Source organism: Streptomyces sp. NPDC057682, from assembly GCF_042799575.1.
In the GTDB taxonomy this organism is placed as follows: Bacteria; Actinomycetota; Actinomycetes; order Streptomycetales; family Streptomycetaceae; genus Streptomyces.
Window position 1 is genome coordinate 83,189 of the sequence record NZ_JBHVIN010000016.1, and the last position, 20,552, is coordinate 103,740.

Genomic DNA, 20,552 nt, shown 5'->3' on the forward strand with positions numbered 1-20,552 from the left:
GGGGGGGGGCGCCGCCCCCCCCCCCCCGCCGGGGGGGGGGGGGGGCGGCCCCCCCCCCCCCCCCCCCACGGCCGGATCAGGCGTACGGGTAGAACCCCGACCCGGTCTTGCGGCCGAGCCGCCCCGCGTCGACCATGCGCTGGAGCAGCGGGGGAGCGGCGTACAGGGGCTCCTTGTACTCGGCGTACATCGAGTCGGCGACCGAGGCGACCGTGTCCAGACCGATCAGGTCGGCCAGCTTCAGGGGGCCCATGGGGTGGGCGCAGCCCATCTCCATGCCGTTGTCGATGTCCTCGCGGCTGGCGATGCCCGATTCGAACATCCGGATCGCGGAGAGCAGATACGGGATCAGCAGCGCGTTGACGACGAAGCCGGAGCGGTCCTGGGCGCGGATCGGGTGCTTGCCCAGGACGTCCTGGACCAGGGCCTCGGCCCGGGTGACGGTCTCGTCCGACGTGGTCAGCGCGGGGATCAGCTCGACGAGCTTCTGCACCGGCGCCGGGTTGAAGAAGTGGATGCCGATGACCTGGTCCGGGCGGGAGGTCGCGACGGCCAGCTTCACCAGCGGGATGGAGGAGGTGTTGGAGGCCAGGATGGCGTCCGGGCGGGTCACCACCTGGTCGAGCACCTGGAAGATCTCGGTCTTGACCTGCTCGTTCTCCACGACGGCCTCGATGACGAGATCGCGGTCGGCGAACTCCCCGAGGTCGGTGGTGAAGCTGAGGCGGCCGAGCGTCTCGTCGCGCTCCTCCGCCGTGATCTTGCCGCGTTCGGCGGCCTTGGACAGGGAGTTGTGGAGCCGGGTGCGGCCGATCTCCAGCGCCTCGCCGGTGGTCTCGGCCACCTTGACGTCGAGGCCGCTGCGGGCGCACACCTCCGCGATGCCCGCGCCCATCTGGCCACAGCCCACCACTCCGACGCGTGCAATGTCGGCCATAGAGTCCGTCACCTCGTGCCTTTCGCTGTTCACGTTCGGCGGCTTCCGTCTGATTCCGGGCTCCACCACGACCCCACGACGTTACTCCGCGCCTCCCCGGGATCGGGGGCTGGGGCGGGCATGCTCGTTCCACCCCCCCCGGATTCCCGGGGACAGGACGCGGACCGAGACGGCAGGAGCGGGGCGATGGGACGGATGGACCGCAGGGCGTTCATGACCGGGGCCACCGGCACGGTGGCGGGGGTGGTGGCCGCCGCGGCCCTCGCCGGAGACGCCGCGGCGACCGGGAGAGGTGCGGCCGGAGCGGCAGGTCCGGCCGGTGGCGCGCGCGAGGTGGTCCACCGGGAGCTGAGAGGGATGTGGATCGCCACCGTGGCGAACATCGACTGGCCCTCGAAGACCGGTCTCACGGCCGCGAAGCAGCGCGCCGAACTCGTCTCCTATCTGGACGAGGCCGTCGACCGGCGGTTGAACACCGTGATCCTCCAGGTGCGCCCCAGCGCCGACGCGCTGTGGCCCTCCACCTACGAACCGTGGGCGGCCTGTCTGACCGGCACCCAGGGCAAGGACCCGGGCTGGGACCCGCTGGGCACCGCCGTCGAGGAGGCCCACGCCCGCGATCTGGAACTGCACGCCTGGTTCAACCCGTACCGCGTCGCCAACCACACCGACCCCTCCCGGCTCACCGCCTCCCACCCCGCGCGCCGCAACCCCGGCTGGGTCGTGCCCTATGGCGGGAAGCTGTACTACAACCCCGGTCTGCCGGAGGTCCGGTCCTTCGTCCAGGACGCGATGCTGGACGCGGTCCGCCGCTACGACATCGACGCCGTGCACTGGGACGACTACTTCTACCCGTATCCCGTCTCGGGCCAGAGCTTCGCCGACGACGCCGCCTTCAAGAAGTACGGCGGGGGCTTCTCCGGCCGGGCGGCCTGGCGGCGCGACAACATCGACCGGCTGGTGCGGGAGACCGGTGAGCGGATCAAGGCGCTCAAGCCGGGCGTGCGGTTCGGGATCAGCCCCTTCGGGGTGTGGCGCAACGCCTCCACGGACGCGCTCGGCTCACCGACCTCGGCCGGGGTGGAGACCTACGACGACCTGTACGCCGACACCCGGGGCTGGGTCCGCAAGGGCTGGGTGGACTACATCTGCCCCCAGCTCTACTGGAACATCGGCCTCGCCGCCGCCGACTACCGGAAGCTGGTGGGCTGGTGGGACACGACGGTCCGGGGCACGGAGGTGGACCTGTTCATCGGAGAGGCCCTGTACAAGGCGGGCGACCCCGCCCAGCCCGCCGCCTGGCAGGACCCGGCGGAACTCTCCCGCCACCTCGATGTCGCGGCCGGCTACGACCAGGTCCGCGGCCACGCCTACTTCTCCGCGAAGAGCGTGGTCACGGACCGGATCGGCGCGATGGACCGGCTCGTGGCCGACCACTACCGGTCGCGGGCCCGCGCACCCCGCTGACCGGCCCCTGTCAGGACCGCGGATCCCCGTCCCGGCAGGCGCCGTGCCGCACGACGCTGTCCGGGCCGGGGGCGATCAGGTGTTCATGTCCGTCCTCGGAGCGGACCCGGTACGGGGGAGTGCCCCCGTCCCCGAGCACTTCGAGGATCTCGGCTTCCCGGTCGTGCTGCCCCACGGTCCTGCCGTGCGTCAGCAGCCGGTCGCCCGTGTGTGCCTCCATCGGGAGTGACCTCCTCACGGGATGGCGTCCATGTCGACAAGTCTATGACCGGACGGCCACCGGCCGCCGGGCCACGACGGTCCCGCCCGGTAGGGTCCGGACATGACGCAGACGTCCCAGGAACGTTACGAGATATCGTCCGACCCCTCCCGGCTGGACGCCGCCCGGATCCACGACTGGCTCTCCACCACCTACTGGGCCGAGGGGCGCACCCGCGAGCACCACGACCGGGCCATCGCCGGCTCCCTGAACTTCGGCGCGTACGCGGTCGGCTCCGGCGAGCAGGTGGGCTACGCCCGGGTGGTGACCGACTCCGCCACCTTCGCCTGGCTCTGTGATGTGTACGTCGACCCCGCGGCCCGGGGCCACGGGCTCGGCGTACGCCTCGCCGGCGAGGCGCGCGACCACCTCGCCGCGGCCGGGGTCCGCCGGCTGCTGCTCGCCACGGACGACGCCCACGGCGTGTACGAAAAGGTCGGATTCCGGCCACTGGAGCAGCCGGACCAGTGGATGAGCCTGCGGCTCGCCTGAGAACGAGCCGCGAAGGCGCTCTTGACCCGGCGCGTGTTCGGACCCACGATCTCGGCCATGAGTGTTCGAGTCTCGCTCGTCGCAGCGGCACGCAGTTCGGCGCTGCTCGGCGAGCGCTTCGACGACGACCGGCCGCTCGACGAGGCCGGCTGGCACGAGGTGCAGTTCGCCGCCCCCGCGCTGTTCCCGCTGGGGGCGGCCGAACTGCGCTACTGCTCGCCGACCGCCCGCAGCCGTGCCACCGGCGACATGCTCGGCTTCGCGCCGCTGGTCCAGCCCGCCCTGCGCGACTGCGACATGGGGCGCTGGCGCGGCCGCACCCTCGCCGACGTCACCGCCCGCGAACCGGCGGCGGTGGACGCCTGGCTGGCGGACCCGCGCTCCGCGCCCCACGGCGGCGAATCCCTCCTCGCCTTCATCTCGCGGATCGGCGGCTGGCTGGACACCCGCCCCGCCGTCGAGGGCTCCATCGTCGCGGTCGCCGAACCGGCCGTCGTCCGGGCCGCCCTCGTCTACGCGCTGAAGGCCCCGCCCCCGACGTACTGGAACGTGGACGTCCGCCCGCTCTCCACGATCACGCTCACGGGGCTGCCGCGCCGCTGGAGCCTGTGCCTGGAGACCGGGGTCCGCTGACCGGGATTCCCCGTGGATCACCGCGGCCCGCCCCTTCCCGCCGGTCCGACCAGTCGGTACGTTGAACGCGCACCGGGTACACCGGGCGCGACCGGGCGAGGAGAGATCCCCAGTGCTACCGATCCAGGGCCACTGCGACGAGCGGTTCGCCGCGGTGCGCGCCGCGTTCGAGGCCAACTTCGACACGCGGGACGAGCTGGGGGCGGCCTTCACCGTGCTGGTCGACGGCCGGCCCGCGGTCGACCTCTGGGGCGGCTGGGCGGACGCCGCCCGCACCCGCCCCTGGGAGCGCGACACCCTCGTCAACGTCTGGTCCACGACCAAGGGGCCGCTGGCGCTCTGCGCCCATGTCCTGGCGGACCGGGGGCTCCTCGACCTCGACGCCCCGGTCGCCGCCTACTGGCCGGAGTTCGCCGCGGCCGGCAAGGAGAACGTCCTCGTCCGGCATCTGCTCTCGCACCGGGCCGGCCTGGCCGGGCTCCGCGAACCGCACGCGCTGGAGGAACTGTACGACTGGGAGCTGACGACATCCCGGCTCGCGGCGACCGCCCCCTGGTGGGAGCCCGGCACGCGCTCCGGCTACCACGCCCTGACGTACGGCTTCCTGGTCGGCGAGGTGATCCGGCGGGTCGCCGGGATGCCGCCGGGGGAGTTCCTGCGACGGGAGCTGGCCGAACCGCTCGGCGCGGACTTCTCCGTCGGGCTGCCCGAGAAGGCGGCGGACCGGGTCGCGGACCTCGTCGCCCCGGGGTCCGGCCGGCGTTCACAGGCCGCGCTCCTCGCACAGCTGGGACCGGTCGCCGTCGCCGCCCTGCTCAACCCGCCCACGGGCGCGAAGGCCGCCAACAGCTCCGGCTGGCGCGCCGCCGAGATACCCGCGGCCAACGGCCACGGCACGGCCCGCGCGGTCGCCGCGCTCTACGGCGTCCTCGCCGGGGGCGGCAGCCTCGACGGAGTCCGGATCCTATCGCCGGAGGCCGCCGAACGGGTCCGCGAGGGGCAGGGCCGCTGTCACGACCTGGTGCTCGGCGGTGGTTTCGCCCAGGAGACGGAGATCGCCCTGGGGCTCTGGCTGAGCGGGCCGGACGGCACCTACGGACCCAATCCGAGGGCCGTCGGCCACGACGGTGCGGGCGGCTCCTTCGGCCTCGCCGACCCGGAGAACGGGGTCGCCCTCGGGTACGTCATGAACCGGATGGGCCCGCACCTGGCGAACGACCCGCGCAAGACGGCTCTGATCGGCGCGGTGTACGCGTCGCTGTGACCGGCGGCCCCGGGGCCGGTGGAGGTCCGGCGGCGTGACGGGGTTCCGCGACGCCGCCGGACCCTTCGGGGGCCGGGTCAGTCCTTCTCGCCGGTGTCCGGGGCGCCCGCGGTGAGGACCGCGAGCATCTCGGTGACGGCCGCCTCGGCGGCGGCCTTGTCCAGGCCGAGTCCGGTGAGCAGGCCCGCACCGTCCTCGTGCTCCAGCAGGGCCAGCAGGATGTGCTCGGTGCCGATGTAGTTGTGCCCCAGCCGCAGGGCCTCGCGGAAGGTCAGCTCCAGGACCTTTTTCGCGTCGGCGTCGAACGGGACCAGCTCGGGCACCTCGCCCTCGGTGGCCGCCGGAAGCGCCTCGGTGGCGGCCTGGCGGACGGTGTCCAGCACCACGCCCTGGCCCTTGATGAAGACCGCCGCGAGCGCCTCCGGCTCGCTGAGCAGGCCCAGCACGAGGTGCGCGGTGCCGATCTCGGTGCTGCCGGCGGCCCGTGCCTCGTTCTGCGAGGCCATCACGACGTTCCTGGCGCGGGTGGTGAAGCGGCCGAAGCCCTGGTTGGGGTCGAGGCCGGACGCCTCGCCGGGGTCCTTGGCGACGAAGCGCTTCTGGGCGGCCTGGCGGGTCACGCCCATGCTCCTGCCGATCTCCGTCCAGGAGGCGCCCGAGCGCCGGGCCTGGTCCACGAAGTGACCGATCAGGTGGTCGGCGATGTCGCCGAGGTGGTCCGCGGCGATGACGGCGTCCTGGAGCTGGTCCAGGGCGTCCGTGTGGACCTTCTTGATGGCTGCGATGAGGTCGTCGAGACGGACGGGGTGGCTCATGCCCTTGGGTTGCGTCATGTGTCAACGATAGGTTGACAGTGGAGGGAGTGTCAACCTTCGGTTGACAGTGAAGATGTGTGCGATTCCGGGACCGCGCGCCGCCGCCCGGGAACGACGGAAGCGCCGGCCGACGGTGTACGTCGGCCGGCGCTTCCGGTTCGGCTGCGCCGTGCGGGGATCAGAGAACGCCGGAGTCGGCGATGGTGATCTTCGCCTTGGTGCGGCCGCTCTGCGAGCCCAGCGATTCGATCTTCTTGACCAGGGCCATGCTCGTCTCGTCGGCGACCTCGCCGAAGACCACGTGCTTGCCGTCCAGCCACGAGGTCACGATCGTCGTGATGAAGAACTGCGAACCGTTGGAGTTCGGGCCGCTGTTCGCCATGGACAGGAGACCCGGCTTGGTGTGGGCCAGCTTGAAGTTCTCGTCGTCGAACTTGGCGCCGTAGATGCTCTTGCCGCCGGTGCCGTCACCGCGGGTGAAGTCACCGCCCTGGAGCATGAACTCGGGGATGACGCGGTGGAACGACGAACCCTTGTAACCGAAGCCGTGCTGGCCGGTCGCCAGCTCGCGGAAGTTCTGCGCGGTCTTGGGGACGATGTCGTCGAAAAGGTTGAAGACGATCCGCCCGGAGGGCTCGTCGTTGATGGTGATGTCGAAGTAAACCTGGCTCGTCATACAACCATCCTGACATCCCCCGGTGTGTCCGTGACGGGCGGGAGCGGTGATACGTCGCTCACGCCCGCGCGCGCCCGGATTCCGGGCACCGCCGGGCGGGGCGCCGTCACACCCCGGTGGCGCCGTCGATCCGCTCCCGCAGCAGGTCGGCGTGGCCGCAGTGGCGGGCGTACTCCCCGATCATGTGCGTGTAGATCCACCGCAGGCTCACCTCGCCGCCCATGAACGGGGCGGTGTCCTCCGGCGAGCGCGCGGCACAGGCGGCCCGCGCGACGGCGATCTCCTCCTGCCAGCGGGCGACGGCGTCCGCGAGGGTGGCGTCCCGCGCCAGGTCGAAGCCCCCGTCGTGGCCACCGGAACCGGGCGCGTCCCCGTACACCGGCGGCACGTCCTCCCCGCCCAGCACCCTGCGGAACCAGTTCCGCTCCACCTCCGTGAGGTGCTGGACGAGACCCAGCGGCGTCAGCTCCGACGGGGCGGCGGAGGCCGTCCGCGCCTGGGCGTCGGACAGGCCCTCGCATTTCAGCGCGACGGTGGCGCGGTAGAAGTCCAGCCAGGCGGCCAGGGAGGTGTGCTCGTCGGCGTTCAGGGGCGGCATCGGGCGTTCGGTGTGCGTCATGATCACCGATGGTGCCAGCAGGGTCTGACAGTGAGGATGTACGCGGTATCGCTCGGGGGTCTGACTCTGGGTCTGACTGGCGCTTATGCTGCCTGTGCGTTGAATCGTCGGCCCGCGGGTGATGTCACTGCGTGTATTCGCGGGCGTCCGTGACCTCATAGGAGCTTGGCCGTCGGGCCTCTTCACTGTCTCGTCCGTCTGCCCGGGCAGCACACGCTGTTCCCCTACGCCTCGTACGAAGGACGGCACAACTGGCATGAGCGCGCCCGGGATAGCGGTGATCGGCGGAGTCGACACCCACACGGACATCCACCAAGCTGCAGTGATCGACTCGGTCGGTCGCCACCTGGTCACGCAGTCGTTCGAGACGACATCGGCCGGCTACGAGCAGCTGCTGGCCTGGCATTGTGCCCAGGGCGACGTCATCGCGGTCGGGATGGAGGGCACCGGAGCCTATGGCGCCGAACTCGCCCGGTTCCTGACAGCCAACGGCATCACGGTTGTGGAAGTCGACCGCCCGGACCGCAGGGCCAGACGGGCCCACGGCAAGTCCGACCCGATCGACGCCTATGCGGCAGCCACCGCCGTCCTCTCCGGCCGCGCAAGCGGAACGCCGAAGAGCCGCAACGGGATCGTGGAAGCCATCCGCGCGCTGCGCGTGGTCCGCAAGAGCGCGGTCAAAGCCCGCACCCAGACCATCAACCAGATCCGCTCTCTCATGGTCACCGCGCCCTCCGCCCTGCGGGAGAAGCTGCGGGGACTGCCCACCGCCGTGCTCATCGACACCCTCGCTCGGACCCGGCCCACCGGGGACCTGACCGACCCCGCCTTGGCGGCGAGGATGGCCTTGCGCCGCCTCGCCCGCCGCTACCAGGCCCTTCAGCAGGAGATCAAAGAAGCCGACGCCGACCTTGCCCCCCTCGTGACCCGGGCGGCCCCCAGCCTCGTCGCCCTGCCCGGAGTCGGCATCGAGACGGCCGGACAGCTTCTGATCACCGCCGGAGACAACCCCGACCGGCTCCGGTCCGAAGCATCCTTCGCGCACCTGTGCGCGGCCGCCCCGATCCCCGCTTCCTCAGGGCGCACCAACCGCCACCGCATCAACCGCGGTGGAGACCGGCACGCCAACAGCGCCCTCTACACCATCGTCCTGGTTCGTATGCAATACGACTCACGGACCAGGGATTACGTCGCCAGACGCACCGCCGAAGGCATGTCCACCAAGGACGTCATGCGGTGCCTGAAGAGGTTTGTCGCCCGCGAGGTCTACAGGCACATCAAAGCCACCGGCGTCCCGGCTCCGACGCCCCGTCCGGCGACATGCCGGACCGGCGGCCGGCCCGGACGAAGTCGCGGTACTCGTCCTGCACGACACCCTGGTTGACCCATCGCCCGGGCACAGCTCCCGTGCGCTCCTCGGCAAGAGTCAGCGCGTCCTGCGGGTCCTCAGTGGTGCCCAGGAGTTGGCCGAAGTCCTCTTCCTCGGCGTCCTGATCGAACGGCGGAAATACGTCCAAGTCCACAAAGCCCTCGTGCCCGACGTCCTCGACGGCATGGACGTAGACCTCGTATGACGTCCTCGCCGCCCGGACCTCGACATACCGCACACCGCGGCGCTCGGGCGGGCCGACCGGCCCGAGGAACTGCTCGACCGAACGGCTTCGCCTCAAGGCCCCGAGGATGAAGGACTCCGCCAAGTAGCGCACCCAGACACAGTACGGCTCAGCCGCTACCACCGACCAGCTTGACGATCTATAGGAGCTTCAACGACCCGCGGTACGGGCTTACGAACGTCCGCGGGGCTTGCCGCGCTTGGCCGGCCCGCCGCCCTTCGTGCCCCGGGCGCCGCCCTTGGCCCCCTTGCCGCCCTTGGCGCCGCCCCCGGACCCCTTCGGACCGCCGGAGCCGCCGCGCGGGTTCTTCCCCGCCGTCCCCCGGCGCGCGCCGCCGTCGCCGCGTGCGGACCTGTCCTTGGCCGGGGGAGCGGTGGTGCGGCCCCGGGAGCTGTTCACGGTCCGGCCGCGCACGATCCCGATGAAGTCCTCCACCAGATCGGTGGTCCGGTCCTCGGGCCAGGACAGCGCGACCCGCGACTCGGGCGCCCCGGTCAGCGGGCGGTAGGTGAGGTCCTTGCGGTGATGCAGCCGGGCCAGCGACTGGGGCACGACGAGCACCCCGATCCCGGCCGCCACCAGCTCCACGGCGTCCGCCGTCGTCGCGGGCCGCTCGACCGCCGGCTTCCCGGGCAGCCGCTCCCAGTCGAGGGTGTCGTCGAGCGGGTGCAGCACCACCTCGTCGGCCAGCTCCTCCGGCGAGACCTCGTCGACGGCCGCGGCCACGTGGTCCTTGGGGATCACGACCACCGTCTGCTCGGTGTACAGGGGGATCGCGCTGAGCGCCGTACGGTCGACGGGCAGCCGGACGAAGCCCGCGTCGGCGCCGCCGTCGAGCAGCAGCGCCTGTGCCCCGGCGGCGGGCACCGGGACGAGGGTCAGGGGGATGCCGGGCAGGCGCTCGTTCCAGATACGCACCCACTTGGTGGGCGTCACCCCCGGGACATACGCGAGCCGGAACGAAGGGGATACGTCCGAGCCTGTCACCCCGCCAGGTTACCGGCCGTGGTCGGAGCCGGCGCACACGCTCGATACCCTGGAGCCATGACGTCGCACCAGACCGCCCAGACCATGAAGCCCGCGACCGCGGCGAAGAAGCTGGGTGTGTACCTCGAGGCCACCCCCGCCGAGTTCCAGGAGGGTGTCGTCTCGCGCGCCGAACTGGCGGCGCTCCAGAGCGACCCGCCCGAGTGGCTCCGCGAGCTGCGGCGCACCGGTCCGCACCCCCGCCCCGTCGTCGCCTCCAAGCTGGGCGTCTCCATCTCCGGCCTGGCCCGCGGCGGTGTGACGGAGGCCCTCACCACCGAGCAGATCGACGCGCTCAAGCAGGAGGACCCCGAGTGGCTGCGCAAGGAGCGCGCCACGCAGGCCGAGGTCCGCAAGGAAACCGTGCGCATCAAGGAGCGCGACGCGGAGCGCCGGGCGCGCTCGTAACCCGTTCCGTACCGACACCGCCGTGGGGGCGGTCTCCGCACCGCCGCTCACCGGCGGCCCGGAGGCCGCCCCCACGTCCGTACGCCGGACAGGGCCCGGAGAACGTCGCGTCCGCGGCGGTGGCCCGGAAAACCGGATGACGGGCGGCCGGCCCGCCGTCTACCGTGATGCGCATGGGAACGCTGTGATCGCCCCGCCCACGACCGCGTAGAGCCTCGCTCCGCCGTCGTGGCGCCCGACGCGTCCGTATCGAATCCGTTCCGCCGGCACGGCCGGGAACAGGGGCTTCCTCATGCACTCAGCAGCTACCCATGCACCACATTCGTCCCGTACACCACGCTCCCCGCACCCCGTGGAGCCTTCGCAGCTCGCCCTGCGCGACGTCACCAAGCGCTACCACGGGCGGACCGTCCTCGCGGAAGTCTCGCTGACCCTCGCCCCCGGCGAGAAGGCGGGCGTCATCGGGGACAACGGGGCCGGTAAATCGACCCTGCTCCGTCTTCTCGCGGGGGAGGAGCGGCCCGACGCGGGCGAGGTGACCGTCGTCGCCCCGGGCGGCACGGGCTACCTGGCCCAGGCGCTCTCCCCGGGCGCGCGGGCCACGGTCCAGGACGCCGTGGACGTCGCCCAGGCGGACCTGCGCGCCCTGGAGACGGACCTGCGCCGGACCGCGGCCGCCCTGGCCACGGCGGCACCGGGCCCGGAGCTGGACACGGCACTCGCGGCGTACGCGCGTCTGACCGAGCGGTACGAGGCACGCGAGGGCTACGGTGCCGACGCCCGCGTCGACGCCGCCCTGCACGCGCTCGGACTGCCGGGGCTCGCCCGGGACCGGAGCCTCGGCACGCTCTCGGGCGGTGAACGCTCCCGGCTGGCGCTCGCGGCGACGCTCGCCTCCCGGCCCGAACTGCTCCTCCTGGACGAACCGACGAACGACCTCGACGACCGGGCGGTGCGCTGGCTGGAGGACCAGCTGCGGGCCCACCGGGGGACCGTCGTGGCCGTCACCCACGACCGGGTGTTCCTTGAGCGGATCACTGACACGGTCCTGGAGGTCGACGGCGGCCGGGTCACCCGGCACGGGAACGGCTACGCGGGATACCTCACCGCCAAGGCCACCGAGCGCCGCAGACGCCAGGAGCGGTACGAGGCCTGGCGGGCCGAACTCGACCGCAGCCGTACGGTCTCGGCGTCCAACGCCGTCCGGCTGGCCGCCATCCCGCGCAAGCTGGAGAAGCCGGGCTCCGGTGCCGGGGCGTTCCGGGCCCGCGGCCGGGCCCACGGAGCGATGAGCCGTATCCGCAGCGCGAAGGAGCGCGTCGCCCGGCTCACCGCGAACCCGGTCGCGCCCCCGCCGGACCCGCTGGTGTTCACGGCCCGGATCACCACCGGCACCGGGCCGGGCCCGGGGGAGGGGCCGGCGGCCGCGCTGGACGGCGTGGTCGTCGACGGCCGGCTCGGCCTGCCGGAACTGCGGATCGGCCGCACCGAACGGCTGCTGGTCACCGGGCCCAACGGCGCGGGCAAGAGCACCCTGCTGCGGGTCCTGGCCGGTGAACTCCGCCCGGACGCGGGCACGGTGTCGGTGGCGGGCCGGGTGGGGCACCTCCGGCAGGAGGAGACGCCGTGGCCCGCGCGCCTCTCCGTCCTCGGCGCCTACGCCCACGGCCGCCCCGGCGACCGCGACACCCACGCCGAACGGCTGCTGTCCCTGGGCCTGTTCGAACCGGACGTCCTCGGACGGCGCATGGGCGAGCTGTCGTACGGTCAGCGCCGCCGCGTGGAACTCGCCCGGCTGGTCAGCGCACCGGTGGACCTGCTCCTGCTGGACGAGCCGACCAACCACCTCGCCCCCGCGCTGGTTGAGGAGCTGGAGGCGGCCCTCGCCGGATACGGCGGCGCGCTGGTGCTGGTCACGCACGACCGGCGCATGCGGTCCCGGTTCGACGGCACGCGTCTGGAACTGGCGGACGGGAGGGTCGCCGGGACGCGCTGACGTTCCGGATCAGGAAGCGTCGGGAACACCCCGGGTGTCTACGGACCCCGGGGCGTTCCCGTCCCGCGTACCCCCGTCCCGCGTACCCCTGCCGTCCACCCCCCTGGCGTCGGCCCGCAGGCGCAGCAGATAGGCGGCGGTGAGGGCCACGGCGCGGTCGGGGTCGTGTGCGAGGTCCTCCAGCGCGCGGTCGGCCGCCGCTCCGGGGATGCCGGCCAGCGCCTGGGTCAGCCGGCCGCGTGCGGCCGGCGGGGTGGTGCCGGAGAGACGGCCGACCAGGTCCGCCGTGATGCGGTCGGCGGCGCCGGGGTCGTCCGCGAGGACGGCGAGCGCGTCGGCCGCTTCGGTGTCGTTCCTGCCCGCCACGATCAGGTCGACGAGGGTGGCGACGGCGGCGCCCGCGCCCCGCGCCCCGAGGGTGAGCGCCGCTCGGCGGCGGACCACGGGGTCGCCGTGGTCCAGGGCCCCCTCCAGCCGGGCGGCGGCACGTTCGCCGGACAGCTCGGCGAGGGCGAGCACCGCGCGTTCGCGTACGGCCGGGTCGGCCGCGTTCAGCCCCTCGGCCAGCAGGGCCGTCGCCCGGCCGTCCTCCGACCGGGCCAGCGCCCAGCGCAGCGCCCCGGCGACCACCGGATCGGTCTCGGCGAGCGCGGCCTCCACCAGGGCCTCCGCCGGGACCGGCACCTCGTCGGCCGAGGAGAGGGCGGCCCGCTGACGGGCGTCGGGGCTCGGCGATCCGAGCGCCCGCAGGATCGCCACCACCTGGAGCACGTCCTCCCAGCCGGCCGGCCCGGCGGCGTCGATCCGGCGCAGCCGGGTCAGCAGCTCCCGCTCGGCCGCGAGCCGTTCGCGCGTGCGCCGGACGAGATCGCCGACCAGGGCGGAGGGCGCGAAACCGGGATCGTCGAGCGCGCGCCCGATCTCGCGCAGCGACAGCCCGAGCGAGCGCAGGCTCTCGATGTGGAAGATCCGCCGGATGTCCTCGCCGGAGTACTCCCGGTATCCCGAGTCGGTACGGCCCGAGGGCCGCACCAGCCCGAGCGACTCGTAATGCCGGAGCATCCGGGCGCTCACCCCGGACCGCCGCGCCACCTCACCGATCAGCACGCGTTACCGTCCCTCCTCACCGGGCCCGCCCAGCGCCACGACGCGCTTGGCCTCCTCGATCGCGTACCCGAGATCCGCGTCGGGATCACGCAACACTCGCAGGGTCGCGAGGGCGTGCGCCCGTGCTTCGGGCCGCCCGGCCGCCGCCGCGGCCTCCAGGACCGGTTCGACCGCCTCGCCCAGCGCGGCCAGGGACCGGCTGAGACTCAGCCGCGTCTCCCGCCCGCCGCGCCCCAGCTGCCCCGCCATCACCGCGGCCGGCACCCGCTCCTCGCCCTCCGGCACGAGCACGGCCGCGGCCCGCCAGGCGCTCCGCGCCACCGTGTCGTCCGCGTCCGTCAGCAGGGCCTCGGTGATCGCCGGCCAGGCACTCAGGTCCCCGATCTTCGAGAGCGTGTGCAGCGCCTGACCCCGCGCCTGCGCCCGTTCCGAACGCAGCTCCCGCAGCAGCGGCGGAAGCGTAGCCTCCACCGGATGCCGGGTCAGCGCCCACGTCAGCATGTCCCGCACGAAGAACTCGGGCTCCACCCCGCACCGCTCGACCAGCACCCCGACGAACCGCACGTCCGGCGCCGACCCCACCGCCATCGCCGCCCGCAGCCGCACGGACGCCCGCCCGTCCTCCAGCCCCCGCGTCACCGCGTCGCCGTCCCGTTCCGTGATCGCCATCGTGACCACCTCCTCGCACCGCAGTGAAGTGCTTGTCACGGTGTCAAGGTCAAGCGGGCACCGCCGTAGCCCTGCTCCGGCCGGTCCGAGCGGGGCGTCCGGGGACGACCGGGGGCGGGTTTGGACGACGTGCTGATCAACGCGGTCCGCCTGGGCGACGCGCGCTCCGGGTCGTCCACGGCCTGGCCGCTGCCTCATCAGGGGTGCGCGGCCGCTCGACGTACGGTCTCCTCCGCCTCCCGCAGCCAGCCGAGGTACCAGTCTGCGAAGGTGACCGGCCGTCCGGCGGCGTCGAGGAGCGGGGCGAGGTCCATGTCGTCCACCCGGCAGTCGGACCAGACGGTGCCGCGATGGGTGCCGCTGACGATCAGCCACTCCCGCTGGGCACAGCCGAGATGGCAGATCACGAGGGCGCCCGCGGTGCGCTCGGGAGCGAAGACGAGGGATGCCCAGCGCTCGTCCCACGCCTCCATGGCGTCGTCGAAGTCCTCGATCTCCTCGAAGTCCTCCTCCTCGGGGCGCACGGCCAGCAGCGCGTCGAGGACCTCGGGGTCCGGGCCCCGGTCGGGAAAGGGCCGGGCGAGCAGCGAGGGATCGGTCAGGTCCGCGCCGTCCCCCTCCCAGCGCCAGCGGCCGTCCACCCGACGGGCCGGGAAGAGGCCGTGGGCGGGACCCGCGCCGCCCGCGGCCACGGAGGTGAGGAAACTCCGGTAGTCGTCCGGCAGCCGCACCCCTGTCTGCGCTTCGAGCTCGGCGAGCTCGTCGTCCGTCAGCGGGTCCTCTAGGACCCACCCGTGTCCGCGCGAACCGAACACCTCGCCGCCGGACGGCTGGGCGCCCAGCGCGGCCACCCGCCGGCGGACACCGCTCCACTGCTGATCATCCATGCGCAGAGCGTAGGGGGAGCCACTGACAGCGGGGTCGGTCGCACCGGCGCCCTCACGCGGGGGTGCCGAGAGGCGGCCCGTCGAGCACGCGGGGCTTGTACTCGACCAGTTGGATGCTGTCGTCGAAGGTGCGGTGCCCGGTCATGTCGAGGGCGACGTCCGGATAGCCGTCGTAGATGCGCTCCTCGCCCGTGGCCCCGGTGATCACCGGGAACATCACGACCCGGAAGCGGTCGACGAGTCCGGCCCGCAGCAGGGACCGGCACAGGGCGAGGCTCCCGATCGTGCTGAGGAGCCCCGTACCGTCGGACTTCATGGCCCGGACCGCCTCGACGGCGTCGCCCCGGACGAGCGTGCAGTTGGGCCAGGTCAGGGGCTCCTTGAGCGAGGAGGAGAACACCACCTTGGACGCCCGCGTCAGTTCGTCCACGGACGCCTCCTCCTCCGGCCGGAACTCGTCCTGACCGCCCGGGACCTCGCCCTCGGCGAAGCCCGACATCAGCCGGTAGGTGTTCGCCCCCATCAGATAGGTGACCTCGGGCTGCTCACCGAGCCACGCGAGGTACTCCGGACCCTCCAGGCCCCAGAACCCCGGCCACCCCTCTCCCGATGCGTATCCGTCGAGCGACGTGATGAAGTCGACCAGAAGCTCCGACATGGCGGTGTCCTTTCCTCGGGTGTCATGAGCTTGGACCGGCGGGAAGCCGCGAACTCATCGGCCGCGCGGGGACGGGCGGAAATCGGCCCGGCCGGCCCCGCACCCGCCACCCGCCGCATGATCACCACTCTTTGCATAAAAGTGCATGCATGCGTATAGTCATGCCATCGACGAGGAGGGTTTCGATGGTGGTACGTGCAGCGGTGGCAGGAGCGAGCGGATACGCCGGCGGGGAACTGCTGCGCCTGTTGCTGGTCCACCCCGAGGTCGAGATCGGCGCGCTCACGGCGAACTCCAACGCGGGGCAGCCCCTCGGCGCCCTGCAGCCGCATCTGCGGCCGCTCGCCGGACGGATCCTGGAGCCGACCACCGCGGAGGTGCTCGCCGGGCACGACGTGGTCTTCCTCGCCCTGCCGCACGGGCAGTCCGCCGCCGTCGCCGAGCAGCTCGGCGACGAGGTGCTGGTGGTCGACATGGGCGCCGACTTCCGGCTGAAGGACGCCGCGGACTGGGAGAAATTCTACGCCTCGCCGCACGCCGGCACCTGGCCGTACGGGCTGCCCGAGCTGCCCGGGGGACGGGTGGCGCTCGCCGGGAGCAAGCGGGTCGCGGTGCCGGGGTGCTACCCGACGGCGGTCTCGCTGGCGCTGTTCCCGGCGTACGCGGCCGGGCTCGTCGAGCCGGAGGCCGTGATCGTCGCGGCCTCGGGGACCTCCGGCGCCGGCAAGGCCCTCAAGCCGCATCTGCTCGGCTCCGAGGTCATGGGCAACATGTCGCCGTACGGCGTCGGCGGCGGGCACCGCCACACGCCCGAGATGATCCAGAACCTCAGCGCCGCCGCCGGTGAGCCCGTCTCCGTCTCCTTCACGCCGACGCTCGCCCCCATGGCCCGCGGCATCCTCGCCACGTGCAGCGCCAAGGCGAAGCCCGGGACGAGCGCCGCATCGCTGCGGGCCGCGTACGAGAAGGCCTTCGCCGACGAGCCGTTCGTCGACCTGCTGCCCGAGGGACAGTGGCCGGCCACCGCCGCCGTCTACGGCTCCAACGCCGTGCAGATCCAGGTCGCGTACGACGAGGCGGCCGGCCGCGCCCTCGTCATCAGCGCCATCGACAACCTCGCCAAGGGCACCGCGGGCGGCGCCCTGCAGAGCATGAACATCGCCCTCGGACTCCCCGAGGACACCGGACTTTCCACGATCGGAGTCGCACCGTGAGCGTCACGGCAGCACAGGGATTCTCCGCGGCGGGCATCGCCGCGGGAATCAAGCAGAGCGGTAACCCGGACCTGGCCCTCGTGGTCAACAACGGCCCCCGCCGCGCCGCCGCGGGCGTCTTCACCTCCAACCGTGTCAAGGCCGCCCCGGTCCTCTGGTCCGAGCAGGTCCTCAAGGGCGGCGAGGTCACCGCCGTCGTCCTCAACTCCGGCGGGGCCAACGCCTGTACGGGTCCCCAGGGCTTCCAGGACACCCACGCCACCGCCGAGAAGGCCGCCGAGGTGCTGGAGGGCCACAGCGCCGGAGAGATCGCCGTCGCCTCCACCGGGCTCATCGGCGTCCTGCTCCCCATGGACAAGCTGCTCCCCGGCATCGAGACGGCCGCGGCCGCCCTCAGCGAGCACGGCGGCGAGAAGGCCGCCATCGCCATCAAGACCACCGACACCGTGCACAAGACCGCCGTCGCCGGCGGCGAGGGCTGGACGGTCGGCGGCATGGCCAAGGGCGCGGGCATGCTCGCCCCGGGCCTCGCCACGATGCTCGTCGTCCTCACCACCGACGCCGACGTGGACGCCGCCGGACTCGACGCGGCCCTGCGCGACGCCACCCGCACCACCTTCGACCGGGTCGACTCCGACGGCTGCATGTCCACCAACGACACCGTGCTGCTGCTCGCCTCCGGCGCCAGCGGCGTCACCCCGGAGCAGAAGGAGTTCGCCGAGGCCGTCCGCACCGTGTGCGACGACCTCGCCCGGCAGCTCATCGGCGACGCCGAGGGCGCCTCCAAGGACATCCGCGTCGAGGTCGTCAACGCCGCGAGCGAGGACGACGCCGTCGAGGTGGGCCGCTCCATCGCCCGCAACAACCTCCTCAAGTGCGCCATCCACGGCGAGGACCCCAACTGGGGCCGGGTGCTCTCCGCGATCGGCACCACGAAGGCGGCCTTCGAGCCCGACCGGCTGAACGTCGCCATCAACGGCGTCTGGGTCTGCCGGGGCGGCGGCGTCGGCGAGGACCGCGAGCTGGTCGACATGCGCTACCGGGAGGTCACCATCACCGCCGACCTCGCCGCGGGCACCGCGTCGGCCGTCATCTGGACCAACGACCTCACCGCGGACTACGTCCACGAGAACAGCGCGTACAGCTCATGACCACGGCGCGGAAGCACACCGCACTCCCGAAGGCGCAGATCCTCATCGAGGCCCTGCCCTGGCTGACCCGGCACAACGGCAAGACCGTCGTCATCAAGTTCGGCGGAAACGCCATGATCGACGAGGAGCTGAAGGCGGCCTTCGCCCAGGACGTCGTCTTCCTGCGGCACGCCGGCCTCAAGCCCGTCGTCGTGCACGGCGGCGGCCCGCAGATCAGCGCCCAGCTCGACAAGCACGGCCTGGTCAGCGAGTTCAAGGCCGGGCTGCGCGTCACCACGCCCGAAGCGATGGACGTCGTCCGCATGGTGCTGGCCGGGCAGGTCCAGCGCGAGCTGGTCGGCCTGCTCAACCAGCACGGCCCGCTGGCCGTCGGCATGACCGGCGAGGACGCCCACACCATCACCGCCACCCAGCACCGGCCCGTCATCGACGGCGAGGCCGTCGACATCGGCCGGGTCGGCGAGATCACCGCCATCGACACCGGCGCCATCCAGGCGCTGCTCGACGACGGCCGGATCCCGGTCATCTCCTCGATCGCCCGCTCCGCCGACGACGCCCACGTCTACAACGTCAACGCCGACACCGCCGCGGCCGCGCTCGCCGCCGCGCTGAACGCCGAGACGCTGATGGTCCTCACCGACGTCGAGGGCCTCTACGAGGACTGGCCGAACAGCGACGACGTGATCAGCCGCCTCACCGCCACCGAACTGGAGAAGCTCCTGCCGGAACTCTCCAGCGGCATGGTGCCGAAGATGCAGGGCTGCCTGCACGCCGTGCGCAACGGCGTGGAGACCGCGCGGGTCATCGACGGCCGGGTCCAGCACTCGATCCTGCTGGAGATCTTCACCGACGAGGGAATCGGGACGATGGTCGTCCCCGACGGACAGGGGGAATCATGAGCAACGCCGAGCTCGCGCAGCGGTGGCAGCAGTCGCTGATGGACAACTACGGCACCCCGAAGCTGTCCCTGGTGCGCGGCGAGGGGGCGTACGTCGAGGACGCCGACGGCACCCGCTACCTCGACTTCGTCGGCGGCATCGCCGTCAACGCCCTCGGCCACGGCCACCCCGCCGTCGTCGAGGCCGTCTCCCGGCAGATCGCCACCCTTGGCCACGTCTCCAACCTCTTCGTCGCCGAACCGCCCGTCGCGCTCGCCGAACGGCTCCTCCAGCTCTTCGGCCGCACCGGCAAGGTCTTCTTCTGCAACTCGGGCGCCGAGGCCAACGAGGCCGCGTTCAAGATCGGCCGGCTCACCGGGCGCACCCACATGGTCGCCACCGACGGCGGCTTCCACGGCCGGACCATGGGCGCCCTGGCGCTCACCGGCCAGCCCAAGAAGCGCGAGGCCTTCGCCCCGCTGCCCGGCGACGTCACGCACGTCCCGTACGGGGACGCCGAGGCGCTGCGGGCCGCGGTGACCACCGACACCGCGCTCGTGATCATCGAGCCCGTCCAGGGCGAGAACGGCGTGGTCGTCCCGCCCAAGGGCTATCTGGAGGCGGCCCGGGAGATCACCCGCGCCACCGGCACCCTGCTCGTCCTCGACGAGGTGCAGACCGGCATCGGCCGGTGCGGCACCTGGTTCGAGCACCAGGCCCACCAGGGCGTCGAACCCGACGTGGTCACCCTCGCCAAGGGGCTGGGCGGCGGACTGCCGATCGGCGCCACCGTGGCCTTCGGCGCGGCCGCCGACCTGCTCGCCCCCGGACACCACGGCACCACGTTCGGCGGCAACCCGGTCGCCTGCGCGGCCGGTCTCGCGGTCCTGGACACCCTCGCCGCCGACGGCGCGCTGGACACCGTGAAGCGGCTCGGCGAACGGATCCGCGACGGCGCCGAGGGCCTCGGCCACCCCCTCCTGGACCATGTACGGGGCTCCGGACTGCTCCTGGGTATCGTGCTCACCGCGCCCCGCGCCGCCCAGGTCCAGCAGGCGGCCCTGGAGGCCGGGATCCTGGTGAACGCGCCCGCCCCCGACGTCGTCCGGCTGATGCCCCCGCTGGTCGTCACGGACGCCGAGGTCGACGCGTTCCTCCGGGCGCTGCCCGGCATCCTCGACGCGGCGGCCGCGCACGAGGACGGGGGATCCGCGAAATGACGTACCGGGGAACGGGGCGACGACGATGACCGACGCGCAGGACACCGAGCACGGAGGGCCCTCCGTGCCGCAGACCCGCACGGCGCGCCACCGCCGGATCGTGGACATCCTGAACCGGCAGCCGGTGCGCTCGCAGAGCCAGCTGGCCAAGCTGCTCGCGGACGACGGACTGAGCGTCACCCAGGCGACGCTCTCCCGGGACCTCGACGAGCTGGGCGCGGTGAAGATCCGCAACACCGGCGGCGAGCTGATCTACGCGGTGCCCAGCGAGGGCGGATTCCGCACCCCGCAGGCCCCGCTGGGCGGCTCCGCCAAGGAGGAGCGGATGCGGCGGCTCTCCGCCGAACTGCTCATCTCGGCGGAGGCGTCGGCCAACCTCGTGGTGCTGCGCACCCCTCCGGGTGCCGCCCAGTTCCTCGCCTCGGCGATCGACCAGGCCGAGCTGCACGACATCCTGGGCACCATCGCGGGCGACGACACGCTCATGCTGATCAGCCGCGACCCGGCCGGCGGGCAGGCCCTCGCCGACCATCTGCTGCGGCTCGCCCAGAACGAGCGCTGAG

The 20,552-nt window shown here is 72.8% G+C and carries 23 protein-coding genes; 12 read left to right on the top strand and 11 right to left on the bottom strand.

What is annotated here, in order from left to right; translation table 11 throughout:
• Positions 1–76: 76 nt before the first annotated feature.
• A complete protein-coding gene (locus ACFVDM_RS27520) occupies positions 77–937 on the bottom strand; it encodes a 3-hydroxybutyryl-CoA dehydrogenase (RefSeq protein ID WP_383645654.1) in 861 nt (286 codons plus the stop codon).
• A gap of 213 nt (positions 938–1,150) precedes the next feature.
• On the opposite strand from ACFVDM_RS27520, the gene ACFVDM_RS27525 reads away from it, so the two are divergent.
• On the top strand, positions 1,151–2,404 hold the full coding sequence (locus ACFVDM_RS27525; RefSeq protein ID WP_383646151.1) for a glycoside hydrolase family 10 protein: 1,254 nt from the start codon (positions 1,151–1,153) through the stop codon (positions 2,402–2,404).
• Between the two features lie 10 nt (positions 2,405–2,414).
• Here the strand turns inward: ACFVDM_RS27525 and ACFVDM_RS27530 are convergent, their stop codons facing one another.
• Entirely contained in the window at positions 2,415–2,624 is a 210-nt protein-coding gene (locus tag ACFVDM_RS27530; protein WP_383645657.1) for a DUF1918 domain-containing protein, read from the bottom strand.
• A gap of 102 nt (positions 2,625–2,726) precedes the next feature.
• On the opposite strand from ACFVDM_RS27530, the gene ACFVDM_RS27535 reads away from it, so the two are divergent.
• The 3 genes from ACFVDM_RS27535 to ACFVDM_RS27545 all read left to right on the top strand — a co-directional run bounded on the left by ACFVDM_RS27535 (position 2,727) and on the right by ACFVDM_RS27545 (position 5,052).
• The gene (locus tag ACFVDM_RS27535) at positions 2,727–3,155 is read left to right on the top strand and encodes a GNAT family N-acetyltransferase (RefSeq protein WP_383645661.1); all 429 of its coding nucleotides are present in this window, start codon (positions 2,727–2,729) and stop codon (positions 3,153–3,155) included.
• 57 nt (positions 3,156–3,212) lie between these two features.
• The gene (locus tag ACFVDM_RS27540; RefSeq protein ID WP_383645664.1) at positions 3,213–3,788 is read left to right on the top strand and encodes a histidine phosphatase family protein; all 576 of its coding nucleotides are present in this window, start codon (positions 3,213–3,215) and stop codon (positions 3,786–3,788) included.
• Between the two features lie 112 nt (positions 3,789–3,900).
• Positions 3,901–5,052, top strand: coding sequence for a serine hydrolase domain-containing protein (locus ACFVDM_RS27545; protein WP_383645667.1), 1,152 nt, complete (start codon positions 3,901–3,903; stop codon positions 5,050–5,052).
• Between the two features lie 77 nt (positions 5,053–5,129).
• On the opposite strand, the gene ACFVDM_RS27550 is transcribed toward ACFVDM_RS27545, so the two are convergent.
• The 3 genes from ACFVDM_RS27550 to ACFVDM_RS27560 form a co-directional block, all read right to left on the bottom strand.
• Entirely contained in the window at positions 5,130–5,885 is a 756-nt protein-coding gene (locus ACFVDM_RS27550) for a Clp protease N-terminal domain-containing protein (RefSeq protein WP_383645670.1), read from the bottom strand.
• Positions 5,886–6,045: 160 nt separating this feature from the next.
• The gene (locus tag ACFVDM_RS27555) at positions 6,046–6,543 is read right to left on the bottom strand and encodes a peptidylprolyl isomerase (protein ID WP_383645673.1); all 498 of its coding nucleotides are present in this window, start codon (positions 6,541–6,543) and stop codon (positions 6,046–6,048) included.
• Between the two features lie 106 nt (positions 6,544–6,649).
• Complete coding sequence (locus ACFVDM_RS27560) at positions 6,650–7,162, bottom strand: DinB family protein (protein ID WP_383645676.1); 513 nt, start codon at positions 7,160–7,162, stop codon at positions 6,650–6,652.
• Positions 7,163–7,418: 256 nt separating this feature from the next.
• On the opposite strand from ACFVDM_RS27560, the gene ACFVDM_RS27565 reads away from it, so the two are divergent.
• On the top strand, positions 7,419–8,546 hold the full coding sequence (locus ACFVDM_RS27565) for an IS110 family transposase (protein ID WP_383645681.1): 1,128 nt from the start codon (positions 7,419–7,421) through the stop codon (positions 8,544–8,546).
• Here ACFVDM_RS27565 and ACFVDM_RS27570 read toward each other — a convergent pair.
• Entirely contained in the window at positions 8,440–8,868 is a 429-nt protein-coding gene (locus ACFVDM_RS27570; protein WP_383645686.1) for a hypothetical protein, read from the bottom strand. The genes ACFVDM_RS27565 and ACFVDM_RS27570 overlap by 107 nt on opposite strands.
• 78 nt (positions 8,869–8,946) lie before the next feature.
• Positions 8,947–9,762, bottom strand: coding sequence for a LysR family substrate-binding domain-containing protein (locus tag ACFVDM_RS27575; RefSeq protein WP_383645690.1), 816 nt, complete (start codon positions 9,760–9,762; stop codon positions 8,947–8,949).
• A gap of 57 nt (positions 9,763–9,819) precedes the next feature.
• Here ACFVDM_RS27575 and ACFVDM_RS27580 point away from each other — a divergent pair, with 57 nt between their 5' ends.
• Together ACFVDM_RS27580 and ACFVDM_RS27585 are read left to right on the top strand one after the other, a co-directional pair.
• Complete coding sequence (locus tag ACFVDM_RS27580; RefSeq protein ID WP_383645696.1) at positions 9,820–10,209, top strand: DUF5997 family protein; 390 nt, start codon at positions 9,820–9,822, stop codon at positions 10,207–10,209.
• A 352-nt stretch (positions 10,210–10,561) separates the two neighbouring features.
• Positions 10,562–12,205, top strand: coding sequence for a TlrC/CarA/OleB/SrmB family ABC-F type ribosomal protection protein (locus ACFVDM_RS27585; protein ID WP_383645699.1), 1,644 nt, complete (start codon positions 10,562–10,564; stop codon positions 12,203–12,205).
• 9 nt (positions 12,206–12,214) lie between these two features.
• Here ACFVDM_RS27585 and ACFVDM_RS27590 read toward each other — a convergent pair whose 3' ends face one another.
• The 4 genes from ACFVDM_RS27590 to ACFVDM_RS27605 all read right to left on the bottom strand — a co-directional run bounded on the left by ACFVDM_RS27590 (position 12,215) and on the right by ACFVDM_RS27605 (position 15,526).
• Entirely contained in the window at positions 12,215–13,312 is a 1,098-nt protein-coding gene (locus tag ACFVDM_RS27590; RefSeq protein ID WP_383645703.1) for a HEAT repeat domain-containing protein, read from the bottom strand.
• A 3-nt stretch (positions 13,313–13,315) separates the two neighbouring features.
• Positions 13,316–13,981, bottom strand: a complete 666-nt coding sequence (locus ACFVDM_RS27595) for a HEAT repeat domain-containing protein (RefSeq protein WP_383646154.1) — start codon at positions 13,979–13,981, stop codon at positions 13,316–13,318.
• 197 nt (positions 13,982–14,178) lie between these two features.
• Positions 14,179–14,868 (bottom strand): SMI1/KNR4 family protein, encoded by a 690-nt coding sequence (locus ACFVDM_RS27600; protein WP_383645708.1) that lies wholly within the window; start codon positions 14,866–14,868, stop codon positions 14,179–14,181.
• A gap of 52 nt (positions 14,869–14,920) precedes the next feature.
• Complete coding sequence (locus tag ACFVDM_RS27605) at positions 14,921–15,526, bottom strand: dihydrofolate reductase family protein (protein ID WP_383645714.1); 606 nt, start codon at positions 15,524–15,526, stop codon at positions 14,921–14,923.
• A 185-nt stretch (positions 15,527–15,711) separates the two neighbouring features.
• Between ACFVDM_RS27605 and argC the strand changes: the two genes are divergently transcribed.
• The 5 genes from argC to ACFVDM_RS27630 are packed head-to-tail and all read left to right on the top strand — an operon-like array spanning position 15,712 to position 20,551.
• Entirely contained in the window at positions 15,712–16,740 is a 1,029-nt protein-coding gene (gene argC / locus ACFVDM_RS27610) for an N-acetyl-gamma-glutamyl-phosphate reductase (protein ID WP_383645721.1), read from the top strand.
• Positions 16,737–17,891, top strand: a complete 1,155-nt coding sequence (argJ, locus tag ACFVDM_RS27615; RefSeq protein ID WP_383645725.1) for a bifunctional glutamate N-acetyltransferase/amino-acid acetyltransferase ArgJ — start codon at positions 16,737–16,739, stop codon at positions 17,889–17,891. The genes argC and argJ overlap by 4 nt, the downstream gene beginning before the upstream one ends.
• The gene (argB, locus tag ACFVDM_RS27620; protein WP_383645730.1) at positions 17,888–18,790 is read left to right on the top strand and encodes an acetylglutamate kinase; all 903 of its coding nucleotides are present in this window, start codon (positions 17,888–17,890) and stop codon (positions 18,788–18,790) included. Before argJ ends, argB begins: the two co-directional genes overlap by 4 nt.
• The gene (locus ACFVDM_RS27625) at positions 18,787–19,989 is read left to right on the top strand and encodes an acetylornithine transaminase (protein WP_383645735.1); all 1,203 of its coding nucleotides are present in this window, start codon (positions 18,787–18,789) and stop codon (positions 19,987–19,989) included. The genes argB and ACFVDM_RS27625 overlap by 4 nt, the downstream gene beginning before the upstream one ends.
• Before the next feature lie 25 nt (positions 19,990–20,014).
• The gene (locus tag ACFVDM_RS27630) at positions 20,015–20,551 is read left to right on the top strand and encodes an arginine repressor (RefSeq protein ID WP_383645741.1); all 537 of its coding nucleotides are present in this window, start codon (positions 20,015–20,017) and stop codon (positions 20,549–20,551) included.
• Position 20,552: the final 1 nt, after the last annotated feature.